Annotated in this window: 20 protein-coding genes; 8 read left to right on the top strand and 12 right to left on the bottom strand. The window is 59.2% G+C overall.

Annotated elements, in window-relative coordinates; all coding sequences use genetic code 11:
* Positions 1-86: 86 nt before the first annotated feature.
* Together mazG and ACVWY8_RS12120 are read right to left on the bottom strand one after the other, a co-directional pair.
* Positions 87-887: a nucleoside triphosphate pyrophosphohydrolase gene (gene mazG, locus ACVWY8_RS12125; RefSeq protein ID WP_457395279.1), complete on the bottom strand. Its 801-nt coding sequence runs from the start codon at positions 885-887 to the stop codon at positions 87-89.
* Between the two features lie 262 nt (positions 888-1,149).
* Positions 1,150-1,371, bottom strand: a complete 222-nt coding sequence (locus tag ACVWY8_RS12120) for a DUF2949 domain-containing protein (protein WP_041438119.1) — start codon at positions 1,369-1,371, stop codon at positions 1,150-1,152.
* A gap of 510 nt (positions 1,372-1,881) precedes the next feature.
* Here ACVWY8_RS12120 and ACVWY8_RS12115 point away from each other — a divergent pair.
* From ACVWY8_RS12115 to lipA, 3 genes are all read left to right on the top strand, one after another.
* On the top strand, positions 1,882-2,118 hold the full coding sequence (locus ACVWY8_RS12115) for a DUF3148 domain-containing protein (protein WP_011429589.1): 237 nt from the start codon (positions 1,882-1,884) through the stop codon (positions 2,116-2,118).
* Between the two features lie 210 nt (positions 2,119-2,328).
* Positions 2,329-2,823 (top strand): DUF4079 domain-containing protein, encoded by a 495-nt coding sequence (locus ACVWY8_RS12110; protein WP_011429588.1) that lies wholly within the window; start codon positions 2,329-2,331, stop codon positions 2,821-2,823.
* Positions 2,824-3,046: 223 nt separating this feature from the next.
* Complete coding sequence (lipA, locus tag ACVWY8_RS12105) at positions 3,047-3,901, top strand: lipoyl synthase (RefSeq protein WP_414399863.1); 855 nt, start codon at positions 3,047-3,049, stop codon at positions 3,899-3,901.
* Here lipA and ACVWY8_RS12100 read toward each other — a convergent pair.
* The gene (locus tag ACVWY8_RS12100; protein ID WP_457395255.1) at positions 3,898-5,121 is read right to left on the bottom strand and encodes an Era-like GTP-binding protein; all 1,224 of its coding nucleotides are present in this window, start codon (positions 5,119-5,121) and stop codon (positions 3,898-3,900) included. The genes lipA and ACVWY8_RS12100 overlap by 4 nt on opposite strands.
* A 134-nt stretch (positions 5,122-5,255) precedes the next feature.
* Between ACVWY8_RS12100 and ACVWY8_RS12095 the strand changes: the two genes are divergently transcribed.
* The 4 genes from ACVWY8_RS12095 to aroQ all read left to right on the top strand — a co-directional run bounded on the left by ACVWY8_RS12095 (position 5,256) and on the right by aroQ (position 8,524).
* Positions 5,256-5,405, top strand: coding sequence for a hypothetical protein (locus ACVWY8_RS12095; RefSeq protein ID WP_011429585.1), 150 nt, complete (start codon positions 5,256-5,258; stop codon positions 5,403-5,405).
* Positions 5,406-5,781: 376 nt separating this feature from the next.
* Positions 5,782-7,731 (top strand): acetate--CoA ligase family protein, encoded by a 1,950-nt coding sequence (locus tag ACVWY8_RS12090; protein ID WP_457395258.1) that lies wholly within the window; start codon positions 5,782-5,784, stop codon positions 7,729-7,731.
* Positions 7,732-7,917: 186 nt separating this feature from the next.
* Positions 7,918-8,049, top strand: coding sequence for a hypothetical protein (locus ACVWY8_RS12085; protein WP_011434447.1), 132 nt, complete (start codon positions 7,918-7,920; stop codon positions 8,047-8,049).
* Positions 8,027-8,524 (top strand): type II 3-dehydroquinate dehydratase, encoded by a 498-nt coding sequence (aroQ, locus tag ACVWY8_RS12080; protein ID WP_457395261.1) that lies wholly within the window; start codon positions 8,027-8,029, stop codon positions 8,522-8,524. The genes ACVWY8_RS12085 and aroQ overlap by 23 nt, the downstream gene beginning before the upstream one ends.
* Before the next feature lie 17 nt (positions 8,525-8,541).
* On the opposite strand, the gene ACVWY8_RS12075 is transcribed toward aroQ, so the two are convergent.
* From ACVWY8_RS12075 to ACVWY8_RS12065, 3 genes are all read right to left on the bottom strand, one after another.
* Positions 8,542-9,552, bottom strand: a complete 1,011-nt coding sequence (locus ACVWY8_RS12075; RefSeq protein WP_011434449.1) for an alpha/beta fold hydrolase — start codon at positions 9,550-9,552, stop codon at positions 8,542-8,544.
* A complete protein-coding gene (locus ACVWY8_RS12070; RefSeq protein WP_414399867.1) occupies positions 9,549-10,475 on the bottom strand; it encodes a fatty acid desaturase family protein in 927 nt (308 codons plus the stop codon). The genes ACVWY8_RS12075 and ACVWY8_RS12070 overlap by 4 nt, the downstream gene beginning before the upstream one ends.
* 105 nt (positions 10,476-10,580) lie before the next feature.
* A complete protein-coding gene (locus ACVWY8_RS12065) occupies positions 10,581-11,117 on the bottom strand; it encodes a thioredoxin family protein (RefSeq protein WP_414375330.1) in 537 nt (178 codons plus the stop codon).
* Between the two features lie 191 nt (positions 11,118-11,308).
* On the opposite strand from ACVWY8_RS12065, the gene pheT reads away from it, so the two are divergent.
* Complete coding sequence (gene pheT / locus ACVWY8_RS12060) at positions 11,309-13,786, top strand: phenylalanine--tRNA ligase subunit beta (RefSeq protein ID WP_457395282.1); 2,478 nt, start codon at positions 11,309-11,311, stop codon at positions 13,784-13,786.
* A gap of 1,318 nt (positions 13,787-15,104) precedes the next feature.
* On the opposite strand, the gene ACVWY8_RS12055 is transcribed toward pheT, so the two are convergent.
* The 6 genes from ACVWY8_RS12055 to ychF all read right to left on the bottom strand — a co-directional run bounded on the left by ACVWY8_RS12055 (position 15,105) and on the right by ychF (position 21,403).
* Positions 15,105-16,244, bottom strand: a complete 1,140-nt coding sequence (locus ACVWY8_RS12055) for a glucose-6-phosphate dehydrogenase assembly protein OpcA (protein ID WP_457395264.1) — start codon at positions 16,242-16,244, stop codon at positions 15,105-15,107.
* A gap of 130 nt (positions 16,245-16,374) precedes the next feature.
* Positions 16,375-17,973, bottom strand: a complete 1,599-nt coding sequence (locus ACVWY8_RS12050; RefSeq protein WP_414418660.1) for a glucose-6-phosphate isomerase — start codon at positions 17,971-17,973, stop codon at positions 16,375-16,377.
* 46 nt (positions 17,974-18,019) lie between these two features.
* Entirely contained in the window at positions 18,020-18,526 is a 507-nt protein-coding gene (folK, locus tag ACVWY8_RS12045; protein ID WP_457395267.1) for a 2-amino-4-hydroxy-6-hydroxymethyldihydropteridine diphosphokinase, read from the bottom strand.
* Positions 18,523-18,906 (bottom strand): dihydroneopterin aldolase, encoded by a 384-nt coding sequence (folB, locus tag ACVWY8_RS12040; RefSeq protein ID WP_457395270.1) that lies wholly within the window; start codon positions 18,904-18,906, stop codon positions 18,523-18,525. The genes folK and folB overlap by 4 nt, the downstream gene beginning before the upstream one ends.
* On the bottom strand, positions 18,893-19,762 hold the full coding sequence (gene folP / locus ACVWY8_RS12035) for a dihydropteroate synthase (protein ID WP_457395273.1): 870 nt from the start codon (positions 19,760-19,762) through the stop codon (positions 18,893-18,895). Before folP ends, folB begins: the two co-directional genes overlap by 14 nt.
* Before the next feature lie 549 nt (positions 19,763-20,311).
* The gene (ychF, locus tag ACVWY8_RS12030; RefSeq protein ID WP_011434459.1) at positions 20,312-21,403 is read right to left on the bottom strand and encodes a redox-regulated ATPase YchF; all 1,092 of its coding nucleotides are present in this window, start codon (positions 21,401-21,403) and stop codon (positions 20,312-20,314) included.
* Between the last annotated feature and the right edge of the window lie 306 nt (positions 21,404-21,709).

Below are 21,709 nucleotides of genomic sequence, written 5' to 3'. Positions count from 1 at the left end.
CTCCTACCCTACAAAGAGAACTTGCCCCAAGACTGTGTGGGCGGATACCCCCTCAAAGCCAGCGCCAGCTCAACCCCATATCCAAACTAGGGATATTCTTGCTTGGCCTGTTGCCAGAGGACTTCCAGCTCCTGGAAACTGCGTCCTTTCAGAAGGGAGCTTATGCCATCGCCGGGCAGGGATCCCGCTGGTTCCTGAGCCAGCTCTTCCATGCGCAAAAAACGGCGAGCAAAGCGCAGGTTGGTTTGGGTTAGAGCTTGGGCAGCATCCAAACCATACCAACGGCCCAAGTTGACCAGGGCAAAAAGCAGATCCCCCAGTTCGGCTTCCTGCCGAGTTGGATCGGGGGGATCCCTCTCCAATTCTCGACGCAGCTCGGCTTCTTCCTCGCGGATCTTGGCCCAGATCCCCTCCACCGTTGGCCACTCAAACCCTGCCCCCACCACTTTGCAGGAGATTTTCAGGGCAGCCATTAGGGGAGGCAAACTTTGGGCATAGTGCAGCAGTTTTTGGCCAAGGCTTTGATCCGGTCGCTCCCCTTGCTTGATCTGTTCCCAAGAGCGGTGCAACTCCGGAAGATCTGCCATCACAGCATCCCCAAACACATGGGGGTGACGGCGGATGAGCTTATCGGCAATTCCCGCAGCCACAGCTTCCAGATCAAAGTGGTTCTGCTCGGCAAAGATCTGAGACTGCAACACCACCTGCAACAACAAATCCCCCAGCTCTTCGGCAATTGCTGCCGGATCCCCGGCTCGAATGGCAGCTACCGTCTCATACGCTTCTTCAAGAATGTAGGGGGTAAGAGACTCTGGAGTTTGGGCCCGATCCCAAGGACACCCGTCGGGAGCGCGCAACCGAGCAACAACAGCCGCCAAACGACTCATGTGTGAGCTAGAGGCGGAACGCTCCAGATAAAGGTGGGCAAAATGGCCCGTCGCTTGAGGATCCCAGCTTTGCAGCGTCAGTGGGCCGGCCACCACCTCTAAGCCCTCCGTTAACAACGTAACAGGCTGGACAGGAGCACAGACCTGTTGCAAAACACTGCGCAGCTCCGCCGGATCCTTTCCCCCACAGCTTTTCAGCAGTAGGGATCCCTGCTCCGCAGCGAACCACCGAGCCAGAGCTTGTTGCCAGTCGGGCTGAAGACTATCCAGCGTTTGCAGCATGGTCAAAAGGGTAGGTGCGGCCCAAATCCAAAAGGCGGCTGAGCTGCTCCAGATCGATGAAACTCAACTCCAAAAGGATCATCAGCAACGGCCCTTGCTGGCGATGCTGCAGCTTCTTGGCCAGGCTCAGTTGAGAACGGTCGATAATGCCCGTTTCCAATAGATATTCCTCAAGGGCTGGGGGGGGAATGGGATCTAGCATGGTCGTTTCGCAGCGCTGAAGTAAGGACGAGTATGAAAACTGAGAAGATAGCAAACCAATGTAACTATTCTTAACACTTCTACAGAATTTCGGCAAAGATCTGGCTGGTGCGTAGGCCGAAGGCGAGCTTGCTAAGCCCTGCGCCCACAGCTCCAGGACAAGAGAACCCCTAAATTGCCTCGGCAAATGAGGTTTCCGTATCCAAGGACACAAAAAATGGGTACCAAGAGTTCATGGTATGGTAGCAAACTGGCGATCAGTTGGCAGCACCCCGAAAGGCCGACTGCTTTTTCTTTGTGGGAAAAACCAACTCACCTTGCAAGATGTTACCTTTTTATCTCGTTGAGTCCTCGTGCTTGATAAAAATCTTACAACAATTCTTCGGGGATCCAATCTGTTCGGCTCCTCTGGGATCTGCCCTAATGCTGTCATCCTGCTCGGGTTCGGTTTTGGGCATACATCGTCCTACGTTCAGCTAAGCTAGAGACACTTGCCACATGGACTCCCGTTATGTCTGAAGCCCAGGGTTTACTGCCAGTGGGGGCAACGGTTCAAGTGGTGGAGATGCCTCCTTACCTAAAAACGGCTGACCCAATGCCGATGTTGCGCCCGGCCCATTTGATCCGCTTGCACGAACAAGGGGTGATCCTGCAGCGGCGGCTGTTGGGCACCTACAGTGTGCAGTTTGCCAATGGCATCTTTCTCATAGACGGAAAATATCTCGCGCCGGTGGGATCCCTGTCCTGACACGCCCATCTCTCCTCCGAGCCAGCTGGATGGGTTTGCCGGCCTTTAGAACCTTTGGGAGCTGGCAGCTTTCTGCAGAAGCGAGCCTTCAACTGGCCGGCGGACTTTCGCGATAGCCTGAACCGCGGCTAGCCGCTTCTGACGCTTCAGCGAGCTCAGGTTAACTCATGTTAATTTGGGGGCGTCTTCCTCTTCCATCCTGCGATCTCTATGAGCATTCAACTTCCTCGCTGGCTAGAACTGGCCTTGCCTTTCTTTCATCCTGTGCTGATGATTTTGGCATTTGCGCTGGCCCTGTATGCCCTTTACCTGGGTCTGCAAGCGCGACGGGTGCGCACTGCCTCAGCAGAAGAACGCAAGGAGCTGATCAAAGGGAAGTTTGGTCAGCGGCATTTCCTCGCCGGATCCCTGTTCTTGGTGTTGATGGTGTTCGGGGCGCTGGGCGGCATGGGGGTTACCTACCTGAACAATGGCAAGCTGTTTGTTGGGCCTCACCTGCTGGCTGGGTTGGGCATTGTGGCCTTGGTGGCCAGCTCTGCAGCTCTAGCACCGCTGATGAAAGACGGGCAAAAGGTCTGGGCGCGTAATGTGCATGTCCTATTAAACGTGGTGATCCTGGCGATCTTGGGTTGGCAGGCGGTGACCGGCTTTCAGATTGTGCAGCGCATCGTCAACCAAATGCTGACCACACCCCAGGTGGCTTAATCTCCCCGAAAGACCCATGCAACCCTGAACAGGGCTGAGCTTTGGGAGGACTTTGTCCCGCTGGTGCGAGCCGAGAAGTCCGTCGACCCAAAGACTTCGGCCTCCCCTTTTTGGAACCCAGAGCTTCATCATGTCAGAATGGCAGAGCAGGCGCTGCATCCTTCGGCTGTAGAGGGGCGCTATCTTGCTGCTGCTACCCAGCTTCAACGCAATGGTTCTTCCCATGTCGGTTAGCCCTCTTCCCAATTGGGTCAAGCGTTCCATCGGCAAAGCCAGCGAGACTTCAGCGGTGCAGCAGGTGATCAAGCAGCGGGGCCTGCACACCATTTGCGAAGAGGGGCGCTGTCCAAATCGAGCCGAGTGCTACAGCCAAAAAACCGCTACATTTCTGTTGATGGGAGGGATCTGCACCCGCGCCTGCTCTTTTTGCCAGGTGGCCAGTGGACGGCCCGCACCATTGGATCCCGCAGAACCGGAGAAAGTGGCCGAGGCGGTTGAGCTGCTGGGGCTCCGCTATGTGGTGCTGACCTCGGTGGCCCGCGACGATCTGCCCGACCAGGGATCCGGTCGCTTTGTGGAGGTCATGGAGGCAATTCGGCGGCGCTGCCCCGGCACCCAGATCGAGGTGCTTACCCCCGACTTTCGCGGGGATCGCGAGTGCATTGCCCGTGTGGTGGCCGCTCAGCCTGTCTGCTACAACCACAACATCGAAACGGTGCGACGCCTCTCCCAGGCAGTACGGCGCAGCTCCGGCTACGACTTGTCCTTGCGGGTTTTGCGAACGGTCAAGGAGCTGAATCCTGGATTACCCACCAAGTCTGGGCTGATGCTGGGGCATGGGGAGACCCGCACAGAAGTGCTGGAAACTTTCCGGGATCTGCTGGCGGTGGGATGCGATCGTCTGACTCTGGGGCAATACCTACAACCTTCCTTGGCCCATCGCCCTGTGGAACGCTACTGGACTCCGGAAGAGTTTGCCGAGCTGGGCCAGATAGCCCGCCAGATGGGGTTTCGCCAGGTGCGCTCAGGGCCATTGGTGCGCAGCTCCTACCACGCTGCCGAAATGGTTGAGAACTAGGCCAGGGAGCTTGGCAGAGAGGCTGTGCAGTCTGTCATAGCCAACCTTTCCCGTCCGATCAAGGCACGAAGGCCCGCTTCCAGGCCGAACGCTCGGGCTGCAAACCGGCTGAGCACCTGTGGCGCCAGGGATCCCAGGCGGTACAAGCTGATCCCCGCCACCAGACCCGGCAAAAGGCCGTTGCCCCAGTCTCCCCACAGCCAGGAACTCACCCCTTCCGCCAGCAGCAGCAGAGCCCCATTGAGCAGCAGCGGTCGCCACAGCCCCTTCCACAAGACCCTCCGGGGCAGGTGCAGCCGGATCTCCAAGCCCAACAGCCAAAGGCCATCCAGCAGTGGGGCCAACAGCAAATCCAACCCCAGCGGAGCCAAGCCCACCACAATCCCCTTGCCGAGGGCGACAGCTTGGACCCATTGCTCCACAAAGCGGGCATGATGCTGCCACTGTTTTTCCAGAATCTGGGCCTGAACCCGGTCCAGCCGCTTCAACACATTCAAAGCCAGGAGGGATCCCGCCTCGGTTTGCAAAATCTGCAGAATTCGCCCCCGCAAGGCTTCAATTTGGGGTGCAGGCCGTTCCCATTCCAAAGTAATGCGGCCATCCGGCCAGTGGGTGCGGACTTTCAGAGGTTTTGGGCAAGCGGCCACGGTCAAAATCTCCTGCGGCGATACCCAGCCTAGGTGGCGGCTGATCTGGGCACAAATGGCCTGCAACTCCGCTTCGGAGTAGAGATCGCATTTGTTCAACACCAGCAGGATGGGCTTGTATAGAGTGCGCAGCTCCGAGAGAGCTTGGTATTCCAACTGGGTCAGGTCGGTGGCGATGACAAACACGATCAAATCCGCCGAGCGGGCCACATCCCAGGCCAACTGTTCGCGGGCTTCTCCTTCCACTTCGTTCAAACCCGGAGTATCCACCAGCTTCACTCGCCAAGGGATCCCTGGCTCCGGCTGCCACAGCAGGGATTGGGGCTGCTGAGTGACCCCATTGAGGGGGCCCACCTTCAATCGCTCCTCGCCGGTTAGGGCGTTCAGGACGGCCGACTTGCCACGGTTGACCAGCCCAAACACCGCAATGGAAAACAGCCGCGCGGTGAGGCGCTTGCGCAAAGTGGATAGAGCCCTGAACTCCGGTTGTAAATCCCGACGGCTGGCCAGAGATTGCCAATGATCCCAGCACCTTTGCAAAACGGTTTCGGCTTGGGTCAAGGGAGTGGTCATAGACAGGGGCAATGGACTAACCCTCACTCTAGAGGGAATTGCCCCTCAGGGCTAGCCGTTTCTCCCCCCCAGCGTGGGGAATCCAAACCCCACAAAATAGGGCATGATCACCCTAGGGTTCCGCCGAATCTCCTATGCTGTACCGCCTTCCCCAATCTCTGAAATGGCTTCGTGTGGGTGGATCCCATCGTTCTAAGCAAGAGCGCCAGATCGTGCGCAGCCTGCTGGCCTTTGCTGGGGCGCTGCTGGTTATGGATGTTGTGCTTCTGAGCGCCCTTCGCTAGTCCAACTTGGCAAGCCCATCGTTAGGTGATTCCGAACAAGTCTAAGTCTGAGGCATTCCTCTAGCACTGCTACAGGCAAGCACTCCCAGCCCCTTGCCCATTATGAGGAGAGGGGATCCCAGAATTGGCAAACAGTTGCACTGCAACTCGAAATAACCCCAACCCGATCAGAGGGTGGGAAGGGTTTTCCAAGTTACCAAGTTGCCTGTCAGGCAACTGTTAATTGACCAGCAAAAGGCTGGCCGGGATCCCTTGTGCTGCGAGGGCAAGCCGCCGGGGATGGGGGCCGGATCGGGAATAATGGAAGCGGCCCCAGCCAGGAGAGCTGGGTTTTCTCCGAGCTGAGGTCGTTGTCTTCCTTCTCTTGAGGCCGGCTATGGTTTTGCAGGAGGCAGCGGGCGTGCCCCGCATCAACGCGCGCGAGTCGGATGTTTTCGACATTTTCAACCTGAAGCATTATCTCGGCCCTAACCCCTATCTCAATACAGCCGCTTTCACCTTCGACTTTGCCCTCACCCAGTGCCCACAGCCGCTGCCCATTGATGTCTACCTGTCCAAGGTCTGCTTCCATTTCCCCCAGTTGCAGGAGGGATCCTATCCTTCCTACGCCCACTTGTTTGCCCGGCTGGTGACGGAGGTGAACCGGTTGCAGATGGATCTCCACTTGCAGAAGTGGAGCTGTCACCTGTTTCCAGAGTATGTGCGCATCGCGGTGCAGACCTTACATGGCCGTACCACTCGTGCTGCGGTCTATTTTGCTTGGGATTGGCTGGAAGCCATCACCCAAGGACAGCCCTTCGATTTTGAAGGGGAGATGCGCCGCCTGCAGCAATTGTTTCGCGACTCGGTGTACGGCGGGCCGACGGTCTATGCCCTCTTGCGGGCTGCTCACGAACGCGGGATCCCGACCTACTACCTGTGGGATGAGGGGGTGATGCAGTATGGCTATGGTCGCAACCAGGTGCGAGGGGTGGCCACCACCTTTCACTGCGACAGCCATCTCGACTCTGACTTCACCACCCGCAAAGACGATTGCAAAGCCTTTCTGGCGGCGCAAGGGTTCCCCGTGCCCCAGGGAGAGGTGGTCGCCTCTTTGGCAGAAGCTTTGCAGTTGGCGCAGGAAATCGGCTATCCGGTGGTGCTCAAGCCGGTGGCCGGCCATAAGGGGATGGGGGTGACGGCTGGCATTCAAACCCCAGAAGAGCTGGCCTTTGCCTACGAGGTGGCGGTGGCAGCCCTTTCCCCTGAGGAGCCCATCCGGCTGATCTTGGAAAAGCATCTGCAGGGCACCGATTTTCGCCTGTTGTGTGTGGGAGGCCGCTTTGTGGCGGCTACAGAACGACGCCCCGCCTCGGTGACGGGAGATGGCCGAAGCACCATCGGGCAGCTCATCGAGCAGGCCAACCGGGATCCCGCCCGTTGGGATACCCCCACTTCTCCTCTAGGGCCGATCCAATGGGATGAGACAATGGAGCGCTTTCTGGCGGAGCAGGGCTTGACGGTGGACAGTGTGCTGGAACCGGGGCGGACGGTCTATCTGCGCAAGGTATCCAATCTCTCGGCGGGAGGAGTGAGCCGCGATGTCACGGCCACCGTCCATCCCGACAACGTGGTTTTGGCCCAAACCATTGCCCAGCAGTTCTCACTGGTGTGCTTGGGCATCGATGTCATTGCCCCCAGCCTGGAGCGCTCCTGGAAGGAGGGATCCCTGGGGATCATCGAGATCAATGCTGCGCCAGGTGTGCTCATGCACCAAAAACCTGCCATTGGCGCGGGAGTGGATGTGCCGGGGGCAATCCTCGACCATCTGTTTCCCAAGACGGCCCGCATCCCGATTTTGACCTTTAACCGCCTCACCTTGGCGGAGGCGCACACCTTGGTGGAGCATATTTTGTCCCACCGCCCCAACGCATGTGTGGGATCCGTCTGTCGGGAGGGCGTGCTGCTAAACCACAGCTCTAGACCCCTGCAGGGCAGCCTCTTTCGCCAGGTGAAAACCCTGCTGCGCCATCCCCAACTGGATCTGCTTTTGGCGGAAGCCGACGAAGAGACCCTGGAGCGGGAGGGCTTGGCCTACGAAGGCAGCGATCTGGTGGTGCTGCGGGATCCCTCCGATCAAGAGCTGAAAACCCTGAAACGGGATCTCAACCCCGGCGGTGCCCTCTTCCTGCAGCGGGGATCCACCCTGACTTTGACGGTGGCGGGCCAGGCGGAGCGATTTGAATTGCCGGGGACAGACCTTCAGATGGGGATCCTGCTGCGCTCCATGACCCTGCGGATCATCTGCAGAACCATTAGCCAGATGCTGAAGAACTGGTCTGGCTGAGGGGTTTTGGATTTTCTTCAGATTCTTGTAAAAGGGTAGGCAAAACAAGGGATCCCTGCTGGGGAAAAAGGCCGGCCAGCCAGTCAGCTCTACACCCCTCGGAAAGAAGCGCTATCATAGAAGTCCGTCGAATAAACTCCCTTCGTAAAACAAACTCCCTTCGTAAAACCTCGCGAGGCAGATCGGATGGATTGGGTAGAAAAGGTGCTGGAAAAGATCCGGGAATGGGTGGAACGTGTGATCGACACCCTGCTGGGGAACCCCCAGCCTCAACCTGCTCCCATTCCGGTAGAAGATGGATCCCATCGTCGTCGTTAATCCGACTGCCATTGCCCCCGGCGGCGAGCCTCTCAGCCTCTTGGTACTGCATGGCCCCAACCTCAACCTGCTGGGGGTGCGAGAGGTGGGCATCTACGGCTCAGTATCCCTAGAGCAGATCGATCAGGCTCTGCATCGGCAGGCAGAAATGCTAGGGGCGAAGCTGGAGATTCTCCAGTCCAACCATGAGGGGGTGCTCATCGATGCCATTCACCGTGCCCGCCAGCAGCATGTCGGCATTCTGATCAACCCCGGCGCCTATACCCACACCAGCATTGCTCTCCGAGATGCCATTGCAGCCGTAGGATTGCCCACCGTGGAAGTCCACCTGAGCAACATCTATCGCCGCGAGCCCTTCCGCCAGCACTCTTACATCGCCGCCGTAGCGATTGGGCAAATCAGTGGTTTTGGGGCGCAAAGCTACCTGTTGGGGCTACAGGCTCTGGTGCAACACCTGCGCCTGCAATCTGTGTAGGATCTGTGTAGGTGCCCTCAGCTCTCCAGGAACTCCTGCACGGCTGTGCGAATAAAAGCTTCATCCTCGGGGTTTTGATGAGGATTACCGGCCCGGTGCCCCCAAATGGAGGGGATGATCTTGTAAACCGCGTTCGGGATCCATTCTGCCTCAGCCCGACAATCTTCTGGGGTGAAATACAAATCCGTCTGGGCGGGCATCACCAATGTTTGGGCCTGAATTGCCCTCAAAGCAGCCCGATAATCTCCCCGGTGAATGGGGTTGTCGCTGATATCGCAGCGGATCCAAGTTTCGATCATCGATAGCAAATTCTGCGGATCCCGGCGGCGGTAATTGGCCTCCCAGCCTCGCTCTAGATAATCTTCGAGAGAGGCATACCCCAAGGATTCATAGCATTTTTGGTTGAAAAAAGGTTGGGAAACAGCCCAACTGGCGTAGATGTGGGCAAAAGCTCGCAGACCCCGCTCTGGGACACCCGTAAATCGACGACCGTTCCAGGCGGGATCGGCAGTCAGGGCTGAGCGCAAACTCTCCAGAAAAACCCGATTGTGAACTGTGGTCTTGGCGGTGCCACAGAGGGCTACGATCCGTTCCACCCGCTCAGGAAACAGGGATCCCCAGTGATAGGCTTGCTGAGCCCCCATCGACCAGCCGTAGATCAGGCGGATGCGTTCGATCCCAAAGTGTTGGCGAATCAGGCTCTCCTGCAGGCGCACATTGTCCCAGTGGCTAAACCAGAAGCCATCTTCCCGCAAGCCACAGGCTGGATCGTTGCTGGGGGAAGTGGAAAGGCCATTGCCCAGCATATTGGGAATGAGGATAAACCACCGCTGCGGGTTGAGGATGCCGTCGGGACGAATCAGCCACTCCAGGTCGGGATGCTGAGCCCCATAGGAGGTGGGGTAGAGGATCAGGTTGTCTTTTCGGGGGGAAAGAGTCCCGTAGGTGGCGTAGGCGAGCGTGATTTGGGGCAGTTGGATCCCGCACTGTAGCTGAAAATCGTTCAGGCTCCAGGTGTAGTGAGTCATGCCTGAAATTGTTCAATCACCTGACGATGAACCCGCACATACCCCTGCCCTAGATGAGCCAGATGGGGCTTGAGGTATTGATGGGCATCGGCCAAAGCATGAAATGGAATGGAGGGGTAAAGGTGATGCTCAGCATGGTAAGGCATATTCCACATCAAAAAGCGGATTGGCCAAAGGGTAAGGGTGGTACGGGTATTGGAGAAGGGATCCTCGGTTTGGCTACAGCCTGTGTGCTCTGCCAGCAAAATGAAGCGCAAGATCGGCTGCCCTACCGCCAAAGGCAACAGCCACAGCCACACTATCCAGGGATCCCCCAGCAGAAGGGAGAGCAAGCTCCCAAGGCCGTAGACCCCTAGCTGCAACCGCACCGAACGAATGACCTCTTGGCGGGCCGATTCAGGAATGTAGGGATAGCCTTGCAACTGGCCGCTGGCTATGCGGATGTAGGTCTTCACCTTGCCGATCCACCAAGTCAAGCCGCTCAGCTCGAGCAAATACTCCGGCCAGCTCTGGGGTTTGGGATCCTCCAGCTCCGGATCCTTGCCCGGAATCTGGGTATAGCGGTGGTGCCATTTGTGGTATCGGCGATAAAAAGTGCTGTTGTAAAACGAGAGCAAGCCCGCCACCCAGGCTACCCCGTCATTCAGTTTTGGGCTGGCAAAAGCGGTGCGGTGTACACATTCGTGCAAAGCAGCAAACATCGTCGCCAAACTGGCCCCGTAAACCACCAGCGCCGGCAGGGCAATCCAGCCATTGACACCTTTCTGGGTCACCCACAGGCTGCCGCTCACCGCCATCACCGCCAAATGTCCCAAAAGCTGCCGGAGCCCGGCTGAATTGGAGCGGACATTCAGTTGTCTGAGGCGCTCGCTCGGGATCAACCGTTGCGGATCCGGCAAAATCGGTGTTGTCTCGACAGCCATGGCCTGTTCTTGTGAGCTACGAGAATGGATAGAAGTTATCCAATATCAAACCGAGGTCAGACCTTTTCGCCTGTGTCCAAGACAACAAAACCCTGGACCAAACTCCTAGCCATGACTGCGGGGATCCGGCTGACTGGGGAGGGCGCGCCTGCCCCGCTCCAGCTCAGACACCGGCCCGATGTTGGTCAACTGCAGGGGCTGTCCAGTTGCCAGAGCCAACACATTGGCCCGCAAAATCGACGGCGGCTGTTCGCCAATCGCCGATCCCAGCACTTCTCCCTGCCGATCCAAAAACAGAAAATGGGGGATGCCGTTCACCCGGTAGCGGCTCAGTTCTGGCAGCCACTTCGGATTGTCCACATTCAACATGACGAAGTTGACTTGATCGGCAAATTCCTGTTTCAGGCTGGCCAGGAGGGGTGCCATGGCACGACAGGTGCTGCACCAATCGGCGTAGAACTCCACCAAAGAAGGTTTGCCATTGGCCTGAGCTTGCTCCCAAGGTATGGCCTCTTGGGCTAGAGCCTCTAAGTTGCTGCCCGCCTGACGCCCTTGGTTAGCCAAAAACAGTCCTGCTGCCAAGAGCACAGCTACTGCGGCAATCAACCCGTTGCGCAACCGTTTTGCCCAGTCTTTCTTCATCCTTCCTCACCTTGCTAGGCGCTGGATCTGACCTCAGCCCTCGCCTTCACTGTTTTAGCATCCCACCCTGTCCCACCGGTTCCGGCCAGAACCGGGTCTATGCCATCCCACGATCTTGGGCCGGGATCCCGGCTGGAGAAGAGGGCCAGGTGAGCGATAATGGGTGCGGCGTTTGCACCGATGGCTCAGCGATGCGCATCTCCTTGAAGTGGCTGCGAGAACTGGTGGATTTCCAACTTTCACCCGAAGAACTGGGAGAGGCCCTCACCCTGGCGGGGTTTGAAGTGGAAGAGATCGAAGACCGCCGCACCTGGGCAGATGGGGTGGTTTTGGGCAGGATCCTGGCTGCCGAGCCTCACCCCAACGCCGACAAGCTGCAGGTTTGCCAGGTGGATTTGGGATCCAATCGGCCTGCCACCATTGTCTGTGGAGCTGCCAACGCCCGCCCTGGGATCCTGGTAGCAGTGGCCACGCCCGGCACCCATTTGCCCGCCCTCTCCCTCACCATTGCCAAAGCCGACAAGCGGGGGGTGATCTCGGAGGGCATGATCTGCTCTCTGGCCGAGCTGGGGCTGGAGAAATCTTCCGAAGGGATCCATGAATTCCCGCCCGACTTGGATCTGGAGGTTCATCCGCTTGGCTCTGATGTGCGTCCTCTTTTGGGCTTGGACGATGTGGTGCTGGATCTCACTTCCACCGCCAACCGGGCCGATGCCCTGAGCATGGTGGGGATCGCCCGCGAAGTGGCTGCCCTCACCCGCAACCCGCTGCGCCTGCCCCCCGTCAAGCCTCTTCAGGCCAAGCCCATCCCCAACTTTCAGTTGCGCATTGCCGACGCCAAAGCCTGCCCCGCCTACAGTGGCGTGTTGATCGAAGGGGTGAAAGTCGGCCCTTCCCCCGACTGGCTAAAACACCGACTGGCCGCTGCCGGCATGCGATCCATCAACAATGTAGTGGATATTACCAATCTGATCCTGCTGGAATGGGGCCAGCCTTTGCACGCCTTCGACTGGGATCGCCTGCTCCAGGTCATGGGCAAGAAAAAAACCACCATCGAGGTGCGCTTGGCCCAGCCGGGAGAAACCTTAAAGACCTTGGACGGCCAAACCCGCACCTTGCAAGCCGACAGTCATCTCATTGTGGCCGGCAGCCAACCGGTAGCTCTGGCCGGGGTCATGGGAGGGGAAGAAACCGAGGTCGGCTCGACCACCACTCGCATTTTCTTGGAAGCAGCCCTATTCGATCCAGCGGTGACGCGGCGCTCGGCCCGGTCTCAAGGTCTGCGCACCGAGGCTTCCACCCGCTATGAGCGAGGGGTTAACTTTGCCACCCTCGATCAGGCCCGGGATCGGGCGGTGCAGTTGATCCTGGAACTGGCAGGGGGAGCAGTGGCCGGCCTCACCACCTTTGACCAGCGGCCCCCCCTGGAACGCACCCTGAAATTGCGGCTGTCGCGGCTGATCGATGTGTTGGGGGACGAGGTGCAGGCGGCGGATGTGGAGGAGATCCTATCTGCCTTGGGCTTTCAGCTCTCCCGTTGCGAAGGGGCCAATTCCCAGAGTGCCCTCTCCCCCGCTACCGAGACGGCAACCGTGGCCAGCTGCGTTTGGCAGGTCGTCGTTCCCCCCTATCGCCTGCGGGACATTGAGCGGGAGATCGACCTCATCGAGGAGTTTGCCCGTCTCTACGGCTATGACCGCTTCTCAGAAACCCTACCCACCGAGCCGCAGGTGGGATCCCTTTCGGCGCGGGAAACGTTCACCCGCCAGATCCGAGAAGTGCTGCGCGGCATTGGCCTGACAGAGGTATATCACATCTCCCTCTGCCCAGCGGAGGAGGATGGATCTTTGGTGAGGATTGCCAATCCACTTTCGCCTGAATATTCAGCCGTGCGCAATGCGCTACTTCCCGGCCTAGTGGAGGCCTTCCGCTTCAACTGGGATCAAGGCAACGGCCCGCTCCAAGCCTTTGAAATCGGTCGTGTTTTTGCCCATGCCCTTCCCCCCAACCCCCACCCTTACCGGGAAGCTGAGCATATCGGCGGTATCTTGGGCGGGGATCCCAATCCCCACGATTGGCAGCACCGCAACCGACCCATGGACTGGTTCGAGGCCAAGGGGCTGCTGGTCTCCGCTCTGGAGCGGCTGGGATTTGGCCCGGAGTTTCGTCTGGATCCCCCTGAAGAGCAATCGTCCCTGCTTCACCCCGGTCGCCAGGCCAGTTTGTGGATTGAGGGATCCCGCATCGGTTTGTTCGGGCAACTGCACCCCCGCCTCTGTCAGGAAAAGGGGCTGCCAGATCAGGTCTATGGGTTTGAGCTGCAGTTGGATCCCTTGCTGGAAAGCCTGGAGAGACGGGGCATTGTGCAATTTGTCCCCTTTTCGCCCTTTCCTGCTGCCGATCGGGATATCGCCTTCTTTGCGCCACTCGACCTTGCCGTTGGTGAGATCGAGAAGGTTATCCGTCGAGCGGGCGGAGAACTTCTCCAATCGGTGCAGCTTTTCGACGAGTACCGGGGCCAAGGAGTACCTGCAGGGCAGCGCAGCCTTGCCTTCCGCCTAGTGTACCGCGCTCCCGATCGCACCCTCACGGATGCGGAGGTAGAAGCTCTGCAAAACCAGGTGAGGGCGCAGTTGACAACACAATTTCCGGTGACCTTGCGCAGCTAGCCGACCCCTCTGTAGCTACTATAACATCCTCCCGGCGCTCGTCCTGTGGACAGGGCGCGGGCTACCCTTCCCGTCAGCAGGACGGAGTCCTTACCTCGCAGTTGGGCATTCCTGCCCCACGCCACTTGCCTGGGTCTACAACCCCCGACAAAACAACTGGACAGGCGGTTCTCCTTCCCCAGCCTCCCTGGCTACTGCCAGCTCGCAAAACAACCTCTAATCCACCCAGCACAGTTCCCAAGGCTGAGGCTGAGTCCCGATGCACCCGGTACCGGCATTCAGGGCACTGAGGCCCCCCGACAGCCCAGCTGTTGCTAACCGTCCCTCAGCACTTGCAACCGACTCGACGCACTCCTTGGGCAACATCCCCCTTGCCCAGCCCTTGGCCTTGAGGTCTTCCACAAAGAGATAAAGAGGGTCTGCCCTCGGTCCTAACGCCAATGGGCCCTCTGGAAATGGAACTCTTGGCAACCATTGGCAATGCCCTGCTGCATCCTGGCAACCTGCAGTGGTGCTCTCTTCCAGTGGCAAGACCCCTGCTGTTTTCTCGCCCCCCTGGGTTGCAGCCTTCTCAGCTGGCCTTGCAGGGCTTTGAAACCCTTGGGCCGTTCCCGGCAGACGCTGTCTGGCAAGGGGTTCTGCTGACGGTAATCAGAAGGGAAGGGTGCATCGGCAGGCAGGATGGACTCCTGCAGCAAGGAACCCCTGTCCAGTGGCCAAGAGCAAGATTCTACCCACTCCTTAGATTTCTGGCAAAGCGTAGTTGTATACGCGCCGGCCAATCTCCAGCCACGTCAACAGCGAGGACTCTGTCCCGCTAACGCGAGCGGCTTGCTGGGAGGCATCTGGATCAATCCGGTGCTTGTAGGGTACGCCAGCACAGGTACGTTTTACTACAGATTTTGCTCAGGGGTATGGCGGGGATCCATGTATCCCGGTGCTCACCCTGCGGGCAGGGCGCGGGACTGATTGCCCCCGCACCCCGTTAGCTACACCGCCGGGAAGCCCTGCCCTCTATTAGGGGCTAGTGACTAGTGACTAGTGGCTAGCCACTATCCAGGGTGAGAGTCGGGATGAAAGGCGGGGACATGATGTTTTGTCCTTGACTGGTGCCATAAACATAAAAAGTAGCGGGGTTTTATACACTGCCGCTATAAACATCAAGTACAGGGTGGTGGGGCATCCCGTCCTTTTCGCGCTAGCAGCGCGGAGCGCTAACCGGAGTCACTGGGAAGCCCGCACTCTCTCGCTTTAGCGGCGCGGAGCGCTTTGCATCAGCATGAGTGCGGGAGTATGTCACTTAAACCAGAAGCAGATCTCAGCTTTTGCCCAGCTTCAGCATCTGATCCACCACCCCTAGGGTTTCTTCGTAGAGGTAGTCGGGGCCAAGCCGCTGCAACTCGGCAGCCAGCAGGGTGTCGAGGGAATCCTGCTCCAGGGGAGCCACCTGGCGAACCACACATCTCTGAGCGCCCCCCATGGCTTCCATGCGCATACACCCTGTGATTTCGGAGCACAGCACAGTACAGGCGTCGGCTTCTTGGTTGCTGGAGGTGAGGCGCAGCCCGATGAGATCCCCCGGCTGGCTGATTTCCGAGGCCAAGGGCACAGCGGCCAGTTCTGCCATCACCTCGCCGCCCCTTTGGGTTTGAAAGCGGATGCGGTCAATCTTGTAATCGTGTTCTTGAGCCTGAACCCGCTCTGTGGGAGTCCATCCCAGGCGACCGGCCAGCCAGCCCAGGAAAAGGAACGCCTGGCAGGGATTGCCGGCTTTGTAGTCGAGGTTCACGCGATCTACGAGGTATAGGGACTCCCGCCGGTCGGGAGGGTCAAAGGCTTGGGCGGTGAGTTCCTGCCAAGGCAGCAGCCGCCGCCAGTTGAGATCCCCACAGTGGCGCCCCTCACCCACCAAGAGGTGGATTTCCTGCAGATCTTCTTCTGGATTGACAAAGCCCCGTGAATCGACGATGACCCGGTTGCTCAGAGCCACCAATTTTTGAAACAGCAAGCTGTTCAAATCCAGATCCCCTTGCCACCACAAAAAGGTGGGCAAGTTGGGGATCAGCAGCGAGGCAACGGTGCTGCAGGCCCGCACAAAGGCCGATTCGGGCGCTTTCAGGGTGATGTATTCGCAACAGACCAACGAGCTGCGCTGCTCACGGGTCACCGGACAGTAGGCGGCCACCTGGGCCTCGATGGCGTCGTCTGCAGATCCCTCCCGTTTGGCTCGCAGGTCAATGACGCGACAGGGGTTTTGGGTGGCGATGGCCTCGACGGTGGGAGAAGGTAGCAACAGCGCATCGTCCAGAGATTCGTACACCACCAGGGTAAAGGTGGCAGCGCGGGCGGCAACGCTCTCTCCTTTGGAAGACCAGATCTTGTTCAGCTCCTGCTCAATATCTTCGATGGAGACATCTTTCGGGGTTTGTAGGGGCAGGACGGCAGCAGATTGATCCATAGTCTCCTCCTGGAGTGGACTCTTGCTCGATTCTAGGCAGGCGGGCCGGCTGGCTGGGAAGGGCTTAAGGCCAGGTACAGATTGACCAACTCAAGCCTGCTCTCCGCACTTGCTCCAGGAAACTCGAGGCTCAAGCAGGCCGAGGCTGGATGTTCAGCTCCAAGGGGCAGGCGGGATCCCCTGTCAACAGGACTCCGCGGCCATTGGCGTGTAGGTGCCGCACAATCCAGTACAGGGTTTCTATGCGCTCCGGGCAGCCCAGTTTCTCTGCCAGTTGGGGCAAAGTCAGGGATCCCTGGTGCTCCTGCACCGTCTCTAGCAATCGCCGTTGCAGCTCCAAGACAGCGCTGGCGGCTTTCTTGCCTGCTTCCACCCCCGGTTGATGGTAAGCGTTGATCTGGATTAGGGAGGCGTAGAGGCCCACGGCTCGCTCGTAGAGGGCAATCAAGGCCCCCACCGAGCGGGCATCCACCCGTGGCAGCGTTACGGTAATGGAGTCGCGACCGTTTTCGTAGAGGGCCTGGCGGGTGCCCTGCAGCAGGCCGTTCAGGTAGTCGCCACTGGTCACCTGCGGCTCCACGAAGGGGGAAGGGATCCCGGGCTCCCGATCCTGAAGCACCTCGATGAAGGTGACAAAGAAGTTGTTCAAGCCATCCCGCAACTGCTGGACGTAGGCATGTTGGTCGGTGGTGCCCTTGTTGCCGTAAACGGCGATGCCCTGCTCCACGCGGTTGCCGTTTAGATCGTGGGATTTGCCCAGGGATTCCATCACCAACTGTTGTAAGTAACGGCTAAACAGCAGCAGGCGATCCTTGTAGGGCAAAACCACCATGTCCTTGCGCCCTTGCCCTTGACCGACGATGTACCAGGCCATGGCCAGCAGAGCGGCGGGATTGCGCTCCAGGTGGGGCAGGCGGGTGGCCTCATCCATGGTGGCTGCCCCGGCCAGCAAAGCCCGGATATCAATGCCCTGCAACGCTGCCGGCAACAGGCCCACCGGGGACGTTTCGGAGGTGCGCCCCCCCACCCAGTCGAAGATGGGGAAGACCTCCAACCACCCCTCCTGCCGCGCCTGCTGCTCCAATTGGCTGCCGGGGCCGGTGATGGCCACCGCATGGGCAGAAAAAGGGATCCCGGCTTTTTGGTAGGCCAGCTTCACCTCCACCAAGCCATTGCGGGGCTCTGGGGTGCCGCCGGATTTGGAGGTGGTGATCACCAGGGTTTGCCCCAGTTGGTCTGCCAGCCGCCCCAGCACCCGGTCAAACCCGTCGGGATCCGTGTTGTCGATGAAGTGGATGTTCAGGGGGGGGTGCAGCGGAGCCAGGGCCTCCGCCACAAATTGCGGCCCCAGAGCTGAGCCGCCAATGCCGATGCAGAGCAGCTCGGTGAACCGTCCCCCCCCGCTGGCCGGGATGGTTCCGCGATGGATCTTTTCGGCAAAGGTTTCCACTCGCTCAATGGAATCCTGAATGGCCTGCCGGATTTCAGGGGTGGGAGCCAGCTCGGGCGCCCGCAGCCAATAGTGGCCCACCTGGCGGCCTTCGTCGGGGTTGGCAATGGCTCCTGCCTCCAAAGCCTGCATATCGGCAAAAGCCTGGGCAAAGCGAGGCCGTAGCGCTTCCACCTGAGGGGGAGTGAAACGGATGCGGCTGATATCGACGAAAATCTCCAGGCCGGGATGGTAGTAAAGCCAATCGCAGTAGCGCTGCCAGAGTTGGAGGCTGTCCATGGGATCCCTTTTGCCGAAATCCCTAACCAGCTTACCAAACTCTTTCTTACTCCCAGCCGAGGGTTGTGCGCTCCAGCCAGGACTGATCCAAACTGATGAGTGCCTCTTTGACCCCCACACCGGTCTCAGGGTGACGCCAATCGGGAGCGATCTCCCCCAAGGGAGCTAAGACAAAAGCACGTTCCATCATGCGGGGGTGGGGCAACGTCAGCTCAGGGCTGTTCAGGATGCGGCTGCCCATGGCCAGCAGATCCAAATCCAGGGTTCTGGCCTCCCAGCGGATGCGCCGCACCCGTCCTGCCTCCTGCTCGATGGCCAGCAGCGCCCTTAGTAACTCCAGGGGAGACCGGTAGGGGGGAAAGGGATCCAAGGCCACCACTGCATTGAGGTAATCAGGCTGTCCGGGTGGCCCCCCTTGGGCTGGGCTGCGGTAGAGACTGGAACAGGCCACCACCTCTCCCAACCGGCGCAACTTCTGCACAGCCAAGCGCAACTGCTGCAGCGGATCCCCCAGGTTGCTTCCCAGGGCAACATAGGCCAGGTCACGATTCATGAGGCTTCCGACCTGCTTACGGCTCGCCGGCGGTCGACCTCGACGTAAACATCCTCGAACAGCCCCGGCAGGGGAGCTTGGGGCTTGTGAACCCGCACAGTTAGGGCCTCCAGCTGGGGATAGCTCTGCCACAGCCGCTCTGCAATCTGGTCTGCCAAGGTCTCGATCAAGCGGCGGCGCTGGCCGGTCACCTCTTGCCGCACCATCTCATACACTTGGGCATAGTCCACTGTGCCAGAGAGGTCATCCTGGATCTGGGCCAGGGAAAGCTGCATCTCCACATCCACCACAAAGCGCCCGCCCAAAACTGCTTCCTCCGGGCAGTGGCCGTGGTAAGCATGAAAGACAAGGCCCTGGAGCACCAGCCTACCCTGCATCATGGTGCAGAGCTTCCCAAGTGGCGAGGGCGGAAACATGAGCTGGCACGTTATGAACCCGTACCAGGGCAGCTCCCCGGCTGGCCGCAAACAGGTGGACGGCCACGCTGGCGCTGTCTCGCTCGCTGGGCACGGCAATGCCGGAAAGCTTGCCCACAAAACTTTTGCGGGAGGCCCCCACCAAAACTGGGTAGCCGTAGGCCACCAGCCGCGGTAGGGCTTTGAGCAGGGTTACATTCTGCTCAGCAGTTTTGGCAAAGCCTAAGCCCGGATCCAAAACAACGCTGGGCACGCCCGCCGCCAGAGCCCGCTCCGCCTGTTCCCTGAGGAAACCGAAAACCTCCCCCTCCAGGTCAGCATAGTCGGTCTGCTGCTGCATGGTGCGCGGCTCTCCCCGCATGTGCATGATCACCGCCGGCACCCCCTTTTCGGCACAGACCTGTATCATTTGGGGATCCCGCAGCCCGCTGACATCGTTGATGATGTGCGCCCCGGCAGCCAAAGCCGCAGCCGCCACCTCCGTTCTGCGCGTATCGACGCTGATGGGGATCCCGGATCCCTGCAAAGCTCGAATTACCGGCAAAACCCGGTCGCATTCCACTTCTACCGGCACCGGATCTGCCCCTGGGCGGGTGGACTCGCCGCCAACATCCACCATCAAGGCCCCTGCCGCCGCCATGGCCTCGGCTGCCTGCACGGCTGCTTCTGGGGATCCCCACTGGCCGCCATCGCTGAAGCTGTCGGGTGTTACGTTGAGCACCCCCATCACCCCAACGCCCCGCCAAGAAAGACGGTAGCCCTCTGGCGTCTGTTCTGCCCCAGGCAGAGGACGTCGGGAGATCAAGCTGGTAACACCCATAACCGCTGCAGGCTGCCGTGTTGCAAAAGCAGGGGGAAAAGTCTCCCACTGCCTAGGATGGTATTGCCGTCAATCCCAAGGCTGGCGCAAGCCCAACAGGATTCTACAAAATTTTTTACAACGTCCTTACAGAGCCACGATTGGTGAAAGGCTGCCCCTGCCGGCTCAAGCGCAAGGAATGGCCCCCGCCGACAGAGGAAGCTCTCCCGCTCTGGCTAGAACATGATGTCGTCTTCGGAACGACCCCAGATGCACCAAATGATAGAGGCAAAGATTGCCATGTAAACCCAGGCCATCGGGCCGTATTGCAGCAGATCCATCAATACATCCCTAAAACATTTGTTTATCTAGTCCAATTATTGTGATGTTTCGTTACAGCGTCAACAGTTCTCTCAGGAAAGGGCTGCTTCTCAGACCCAACTGGAGCTAAGGCGCCAAGCTGGGATCCCTTGTCCAGGGCGGGTTAAGTCTTTTTGCCTAAAGACAGGGAGCAAGTCTTCAGTTTCTGAGAAAACCCAGCTTGCCTGAGAGATGCAGGAGGATAGGGAACTAGACATTGAAGCGGAAGTGCATCACGTCCCCTTCCTGGACGACGTAGTCTTTGCCTTCGCTGCGCAGCAGGCCCTTTTCTTTGGCGGCATTCAGGGATCCCGCCGCCACCAGATCGGCATAGGCCACCGTCTCGGCCCGGATGAAGCCCCGCTCAAAATCGGAGTGGATCACCCCGGCTGCCTGAGGGGCTGTGGCGCCGACTGGAATCGTCCAAGCGCGGGTTTCTTTGGGGCCAGAGGTAAAGTAGGTGCGCAAGCCCAACAGCTCGTAGGTGGCTCGGATGAGAGATTTCAGCCCGCCCTCTTTTACCCCTAACGAATCCAGATAGGCCTGTCGCTCGTCGGGGGGCAGCTCCACCAGTTCCGCCTCCACCTGGGCTGAGACCACCACCACACCTGCCCCTTCCGCCTCGGCAAATTGCCGCACCTGCTCCACCCAGGCATTGCCGCTGGCCAGATCCGTTTCCGCCACATTGGCGGCGTAGATGACTTTTTTACGGGTGAGCAGCCCCAACCCTTTGATCAACTGCTCTTCTTCTGGGCTGAGGGGTACCAGGCGAGCCGGCTTGCCCTCGTCCAAGGCAGCCTGTAATTGTTCCAGAGCCTGCAACTCCAGTTGGGCGGTTTTGTCGGACTTGGCCTGCTTGCGCACCCGCTCTATGCGCCGCTCGATCTGGGCCAAATCCGCCAAGGCTAGCTCCAAGTTGATCACCCCGATATCCCGCAAGGGATCCACCGAACCCGCCACATGCACAATGTTCTCGTCTTGGAAGCAGCGCACCACGTGCACCACGGCGTCCACCTGGCGAATGTGGGAGAGAAACTGGTTGCCCAGACCCTCCCCCTTGCTGGCTCCAGCCACCAGCCCGGCAATATCCACAAACTCGATTTGGCTGGGGATGATCTCGGCAGAACCGCTGATCTTGGCCAGCACCTGCAAGCGCTCGTCGGGCACCGCCACCCGCCCCACATTCGGCTCAATGGTGCAGAAGGGAAAGTTGGCCGCCTCGGCTTTGGCATTTTCACAGAGGGCGTTGAACAAGGTAGATTTGCCTACGTTGGGCAGGCCGACAATTCCAGCTCTCAACATCCAGATCTTGGGGAAAAAGCCAAAAACCAGGGTAACGGGATCCCTTGCCCAGCGGAAAGATCCCTACTCTGACGTTAGCATTTGCCGCCCCTTTCCCAACCGGTGGATCCGCTCCCAAGCGCTCCGCGCCGCCAACGCCACCACCCTCGGCTCCTCTCCCAAGAGAACTGTATTTTTTGTCAGCTGCACAGTGTTGGGCAGCTGAGGTCTTTTGACATCCTCCCCGGCCTGAAGGCCGGAGATTCCTACCACGCTACGCATGGATGGCTCCTTGCGCAGTCGTCTCGGCGGGTTCCTGCTTCCGAC

The sequence above is a fragment of the Thermostichus sp. OS-CIW-32 genome, assembly GCF_054060415.1.
This window is presented reverse-complemented; position numbering and strand designations above follow the sequence as displayed.

Bases quoted from the DNA above. Each gene is read 5' to 3' on its own strand.
- folP (WP_457395273.1), bottom strand. From the start codon at position 19,762: ATGGGTGTTACCAGCTTGATCTCCCGACGTCCTCTGCCTGGGGCAGAA.
- ACVWY8_RS12050 (WP_414418660.1), bottom strand. From the start codon at position 17,973: ATGGACAGCCTCCAACTCTGGCAGCGCTACTGCGATTGGCTTTACTAC.
- ACVWY8_RS12120 (WP_041438119.1), bottom strand. From the start codon at position 1,371: ATGCTAGATCCCATTCCCCCCCCAGCCCTTGAGGAATATCTATTGGAA.
- ACVWY8_RS12110 (WP_011429588.1), top strand. From the start codon at position 2,329: ATGAGCATTCAACTTCCTCGCTGGCTAGAACTGGCCTTGCCTTTCTTT.
- ychF (WP_011434459.1), bottom strand. From the start codon at position 21,403: ATGTTGAGAGCTGGAATTGTCGGCCTGCCCAACGTAGGCAAATCTACC.
- ACVWY8_RS12090 (WP_457395258.1), top strand. From the start codon at position 5,782: ATGGTTTTGCAGGAGGCAGCGGGCGTGCCCCGCATCAACGCGCGCGAG.
- pheT (WP_457395282.1), top strand. From the start codon at position 11,309: ATGCGCATCTCCTTGAAGTGGCTGCGAGAACTGGTGGATTTCCAACTT.
- folK (WP_457395267.1), bottom strand. From the start codon at position 18,526: ATGAATCGTGACCTGGCCTATGTTGCCCTGGGAAGCAACCTGGGGGAT.
- ACVWY8_RS12095 (WP_011429585.1), top strand. From the start codon at position 5,256: ATGCTGTACCGCCTTCCCCAATCTCTGAAATGGCTTCGTGTGGGTGGA.
- ACVWY8_RS12055 (WP_457395264.1), bottom strand. From the start codon at position 16,244: ATGGATCAATCTGCTGCCGTCCTGCCCCTACAAACCCCGAAAGATGTC.
- folB (WP_457395270.1), bottom strand. From the start codon at position 18,906: ATGATGCAGGGTAGGCTGGTGCTCCAGGGCCTTGTCTTTCATGCTTAC.
- ACVWY8_RS12075 (WP_011434449.1), bottom strand. From the start codon at position 9,552: ATGACTCACTACACCTGGAGCCTGAACGATTTTCAGCTACAGTGCGGG.
- mazG (WP_457395279.1), bottom strand. From the start codon at position 887: ATGAGTCGTTTGGCGGCTGTTGTTGCTCGGTTGCGCGCTCCCGACGGG.
- lipA (WP_414399863.1), top strand. From the start codon at position 3,047: ATGTCGGTTAGCCCTCTTCCCAATTGGGTCAAGCGTTCCATCGGCAAA.
- ACVWY8_RS12100 (WP_457395255.1), bottom strand. From the start codon at position 5,121: ATGACCACTCCCTTGACCCAAGCCGAAACCGTTTTGCAAAGGTGCTGG.
- ACVWY8_RS12085 (WP_011434447.1), top strand. From the start codon at position 7,918: ATGGATTGGGTAGAAAAGGTGCTGGAAAAGATCCGGGAATGGGTGGAA.
- ACVWY8_RS12115 (WP_011429589.1), top strand. From the start codon at position 1,882: ATGTCTGAAGCCCAGGGTTTACTGCCAGTGGGGGCAACGGTTCAAGTG.
- ACVWY8_RS12070 (WP_414399867.1), bottom strand. From the start codon at position 10,475: ATGGCTGTCGAGACAACACCGATTTTGCCGGATCCGCAACGGTTGATC.
- ACVWY8_RS12065 (WP_414375330.1), bottom strand. From the start codon at position 11,117: ATGAAGAAAGACTGGGCAAAACGGTTGCGCAACGGGTTGATTGCCGCA.
- aroQ (WP_457395261.1), top strand. From the start codon at position 8,027: ATGGATCCCATCGTCGTCGTTAATCCGACTGCCATTGCCCCCGGCGGC.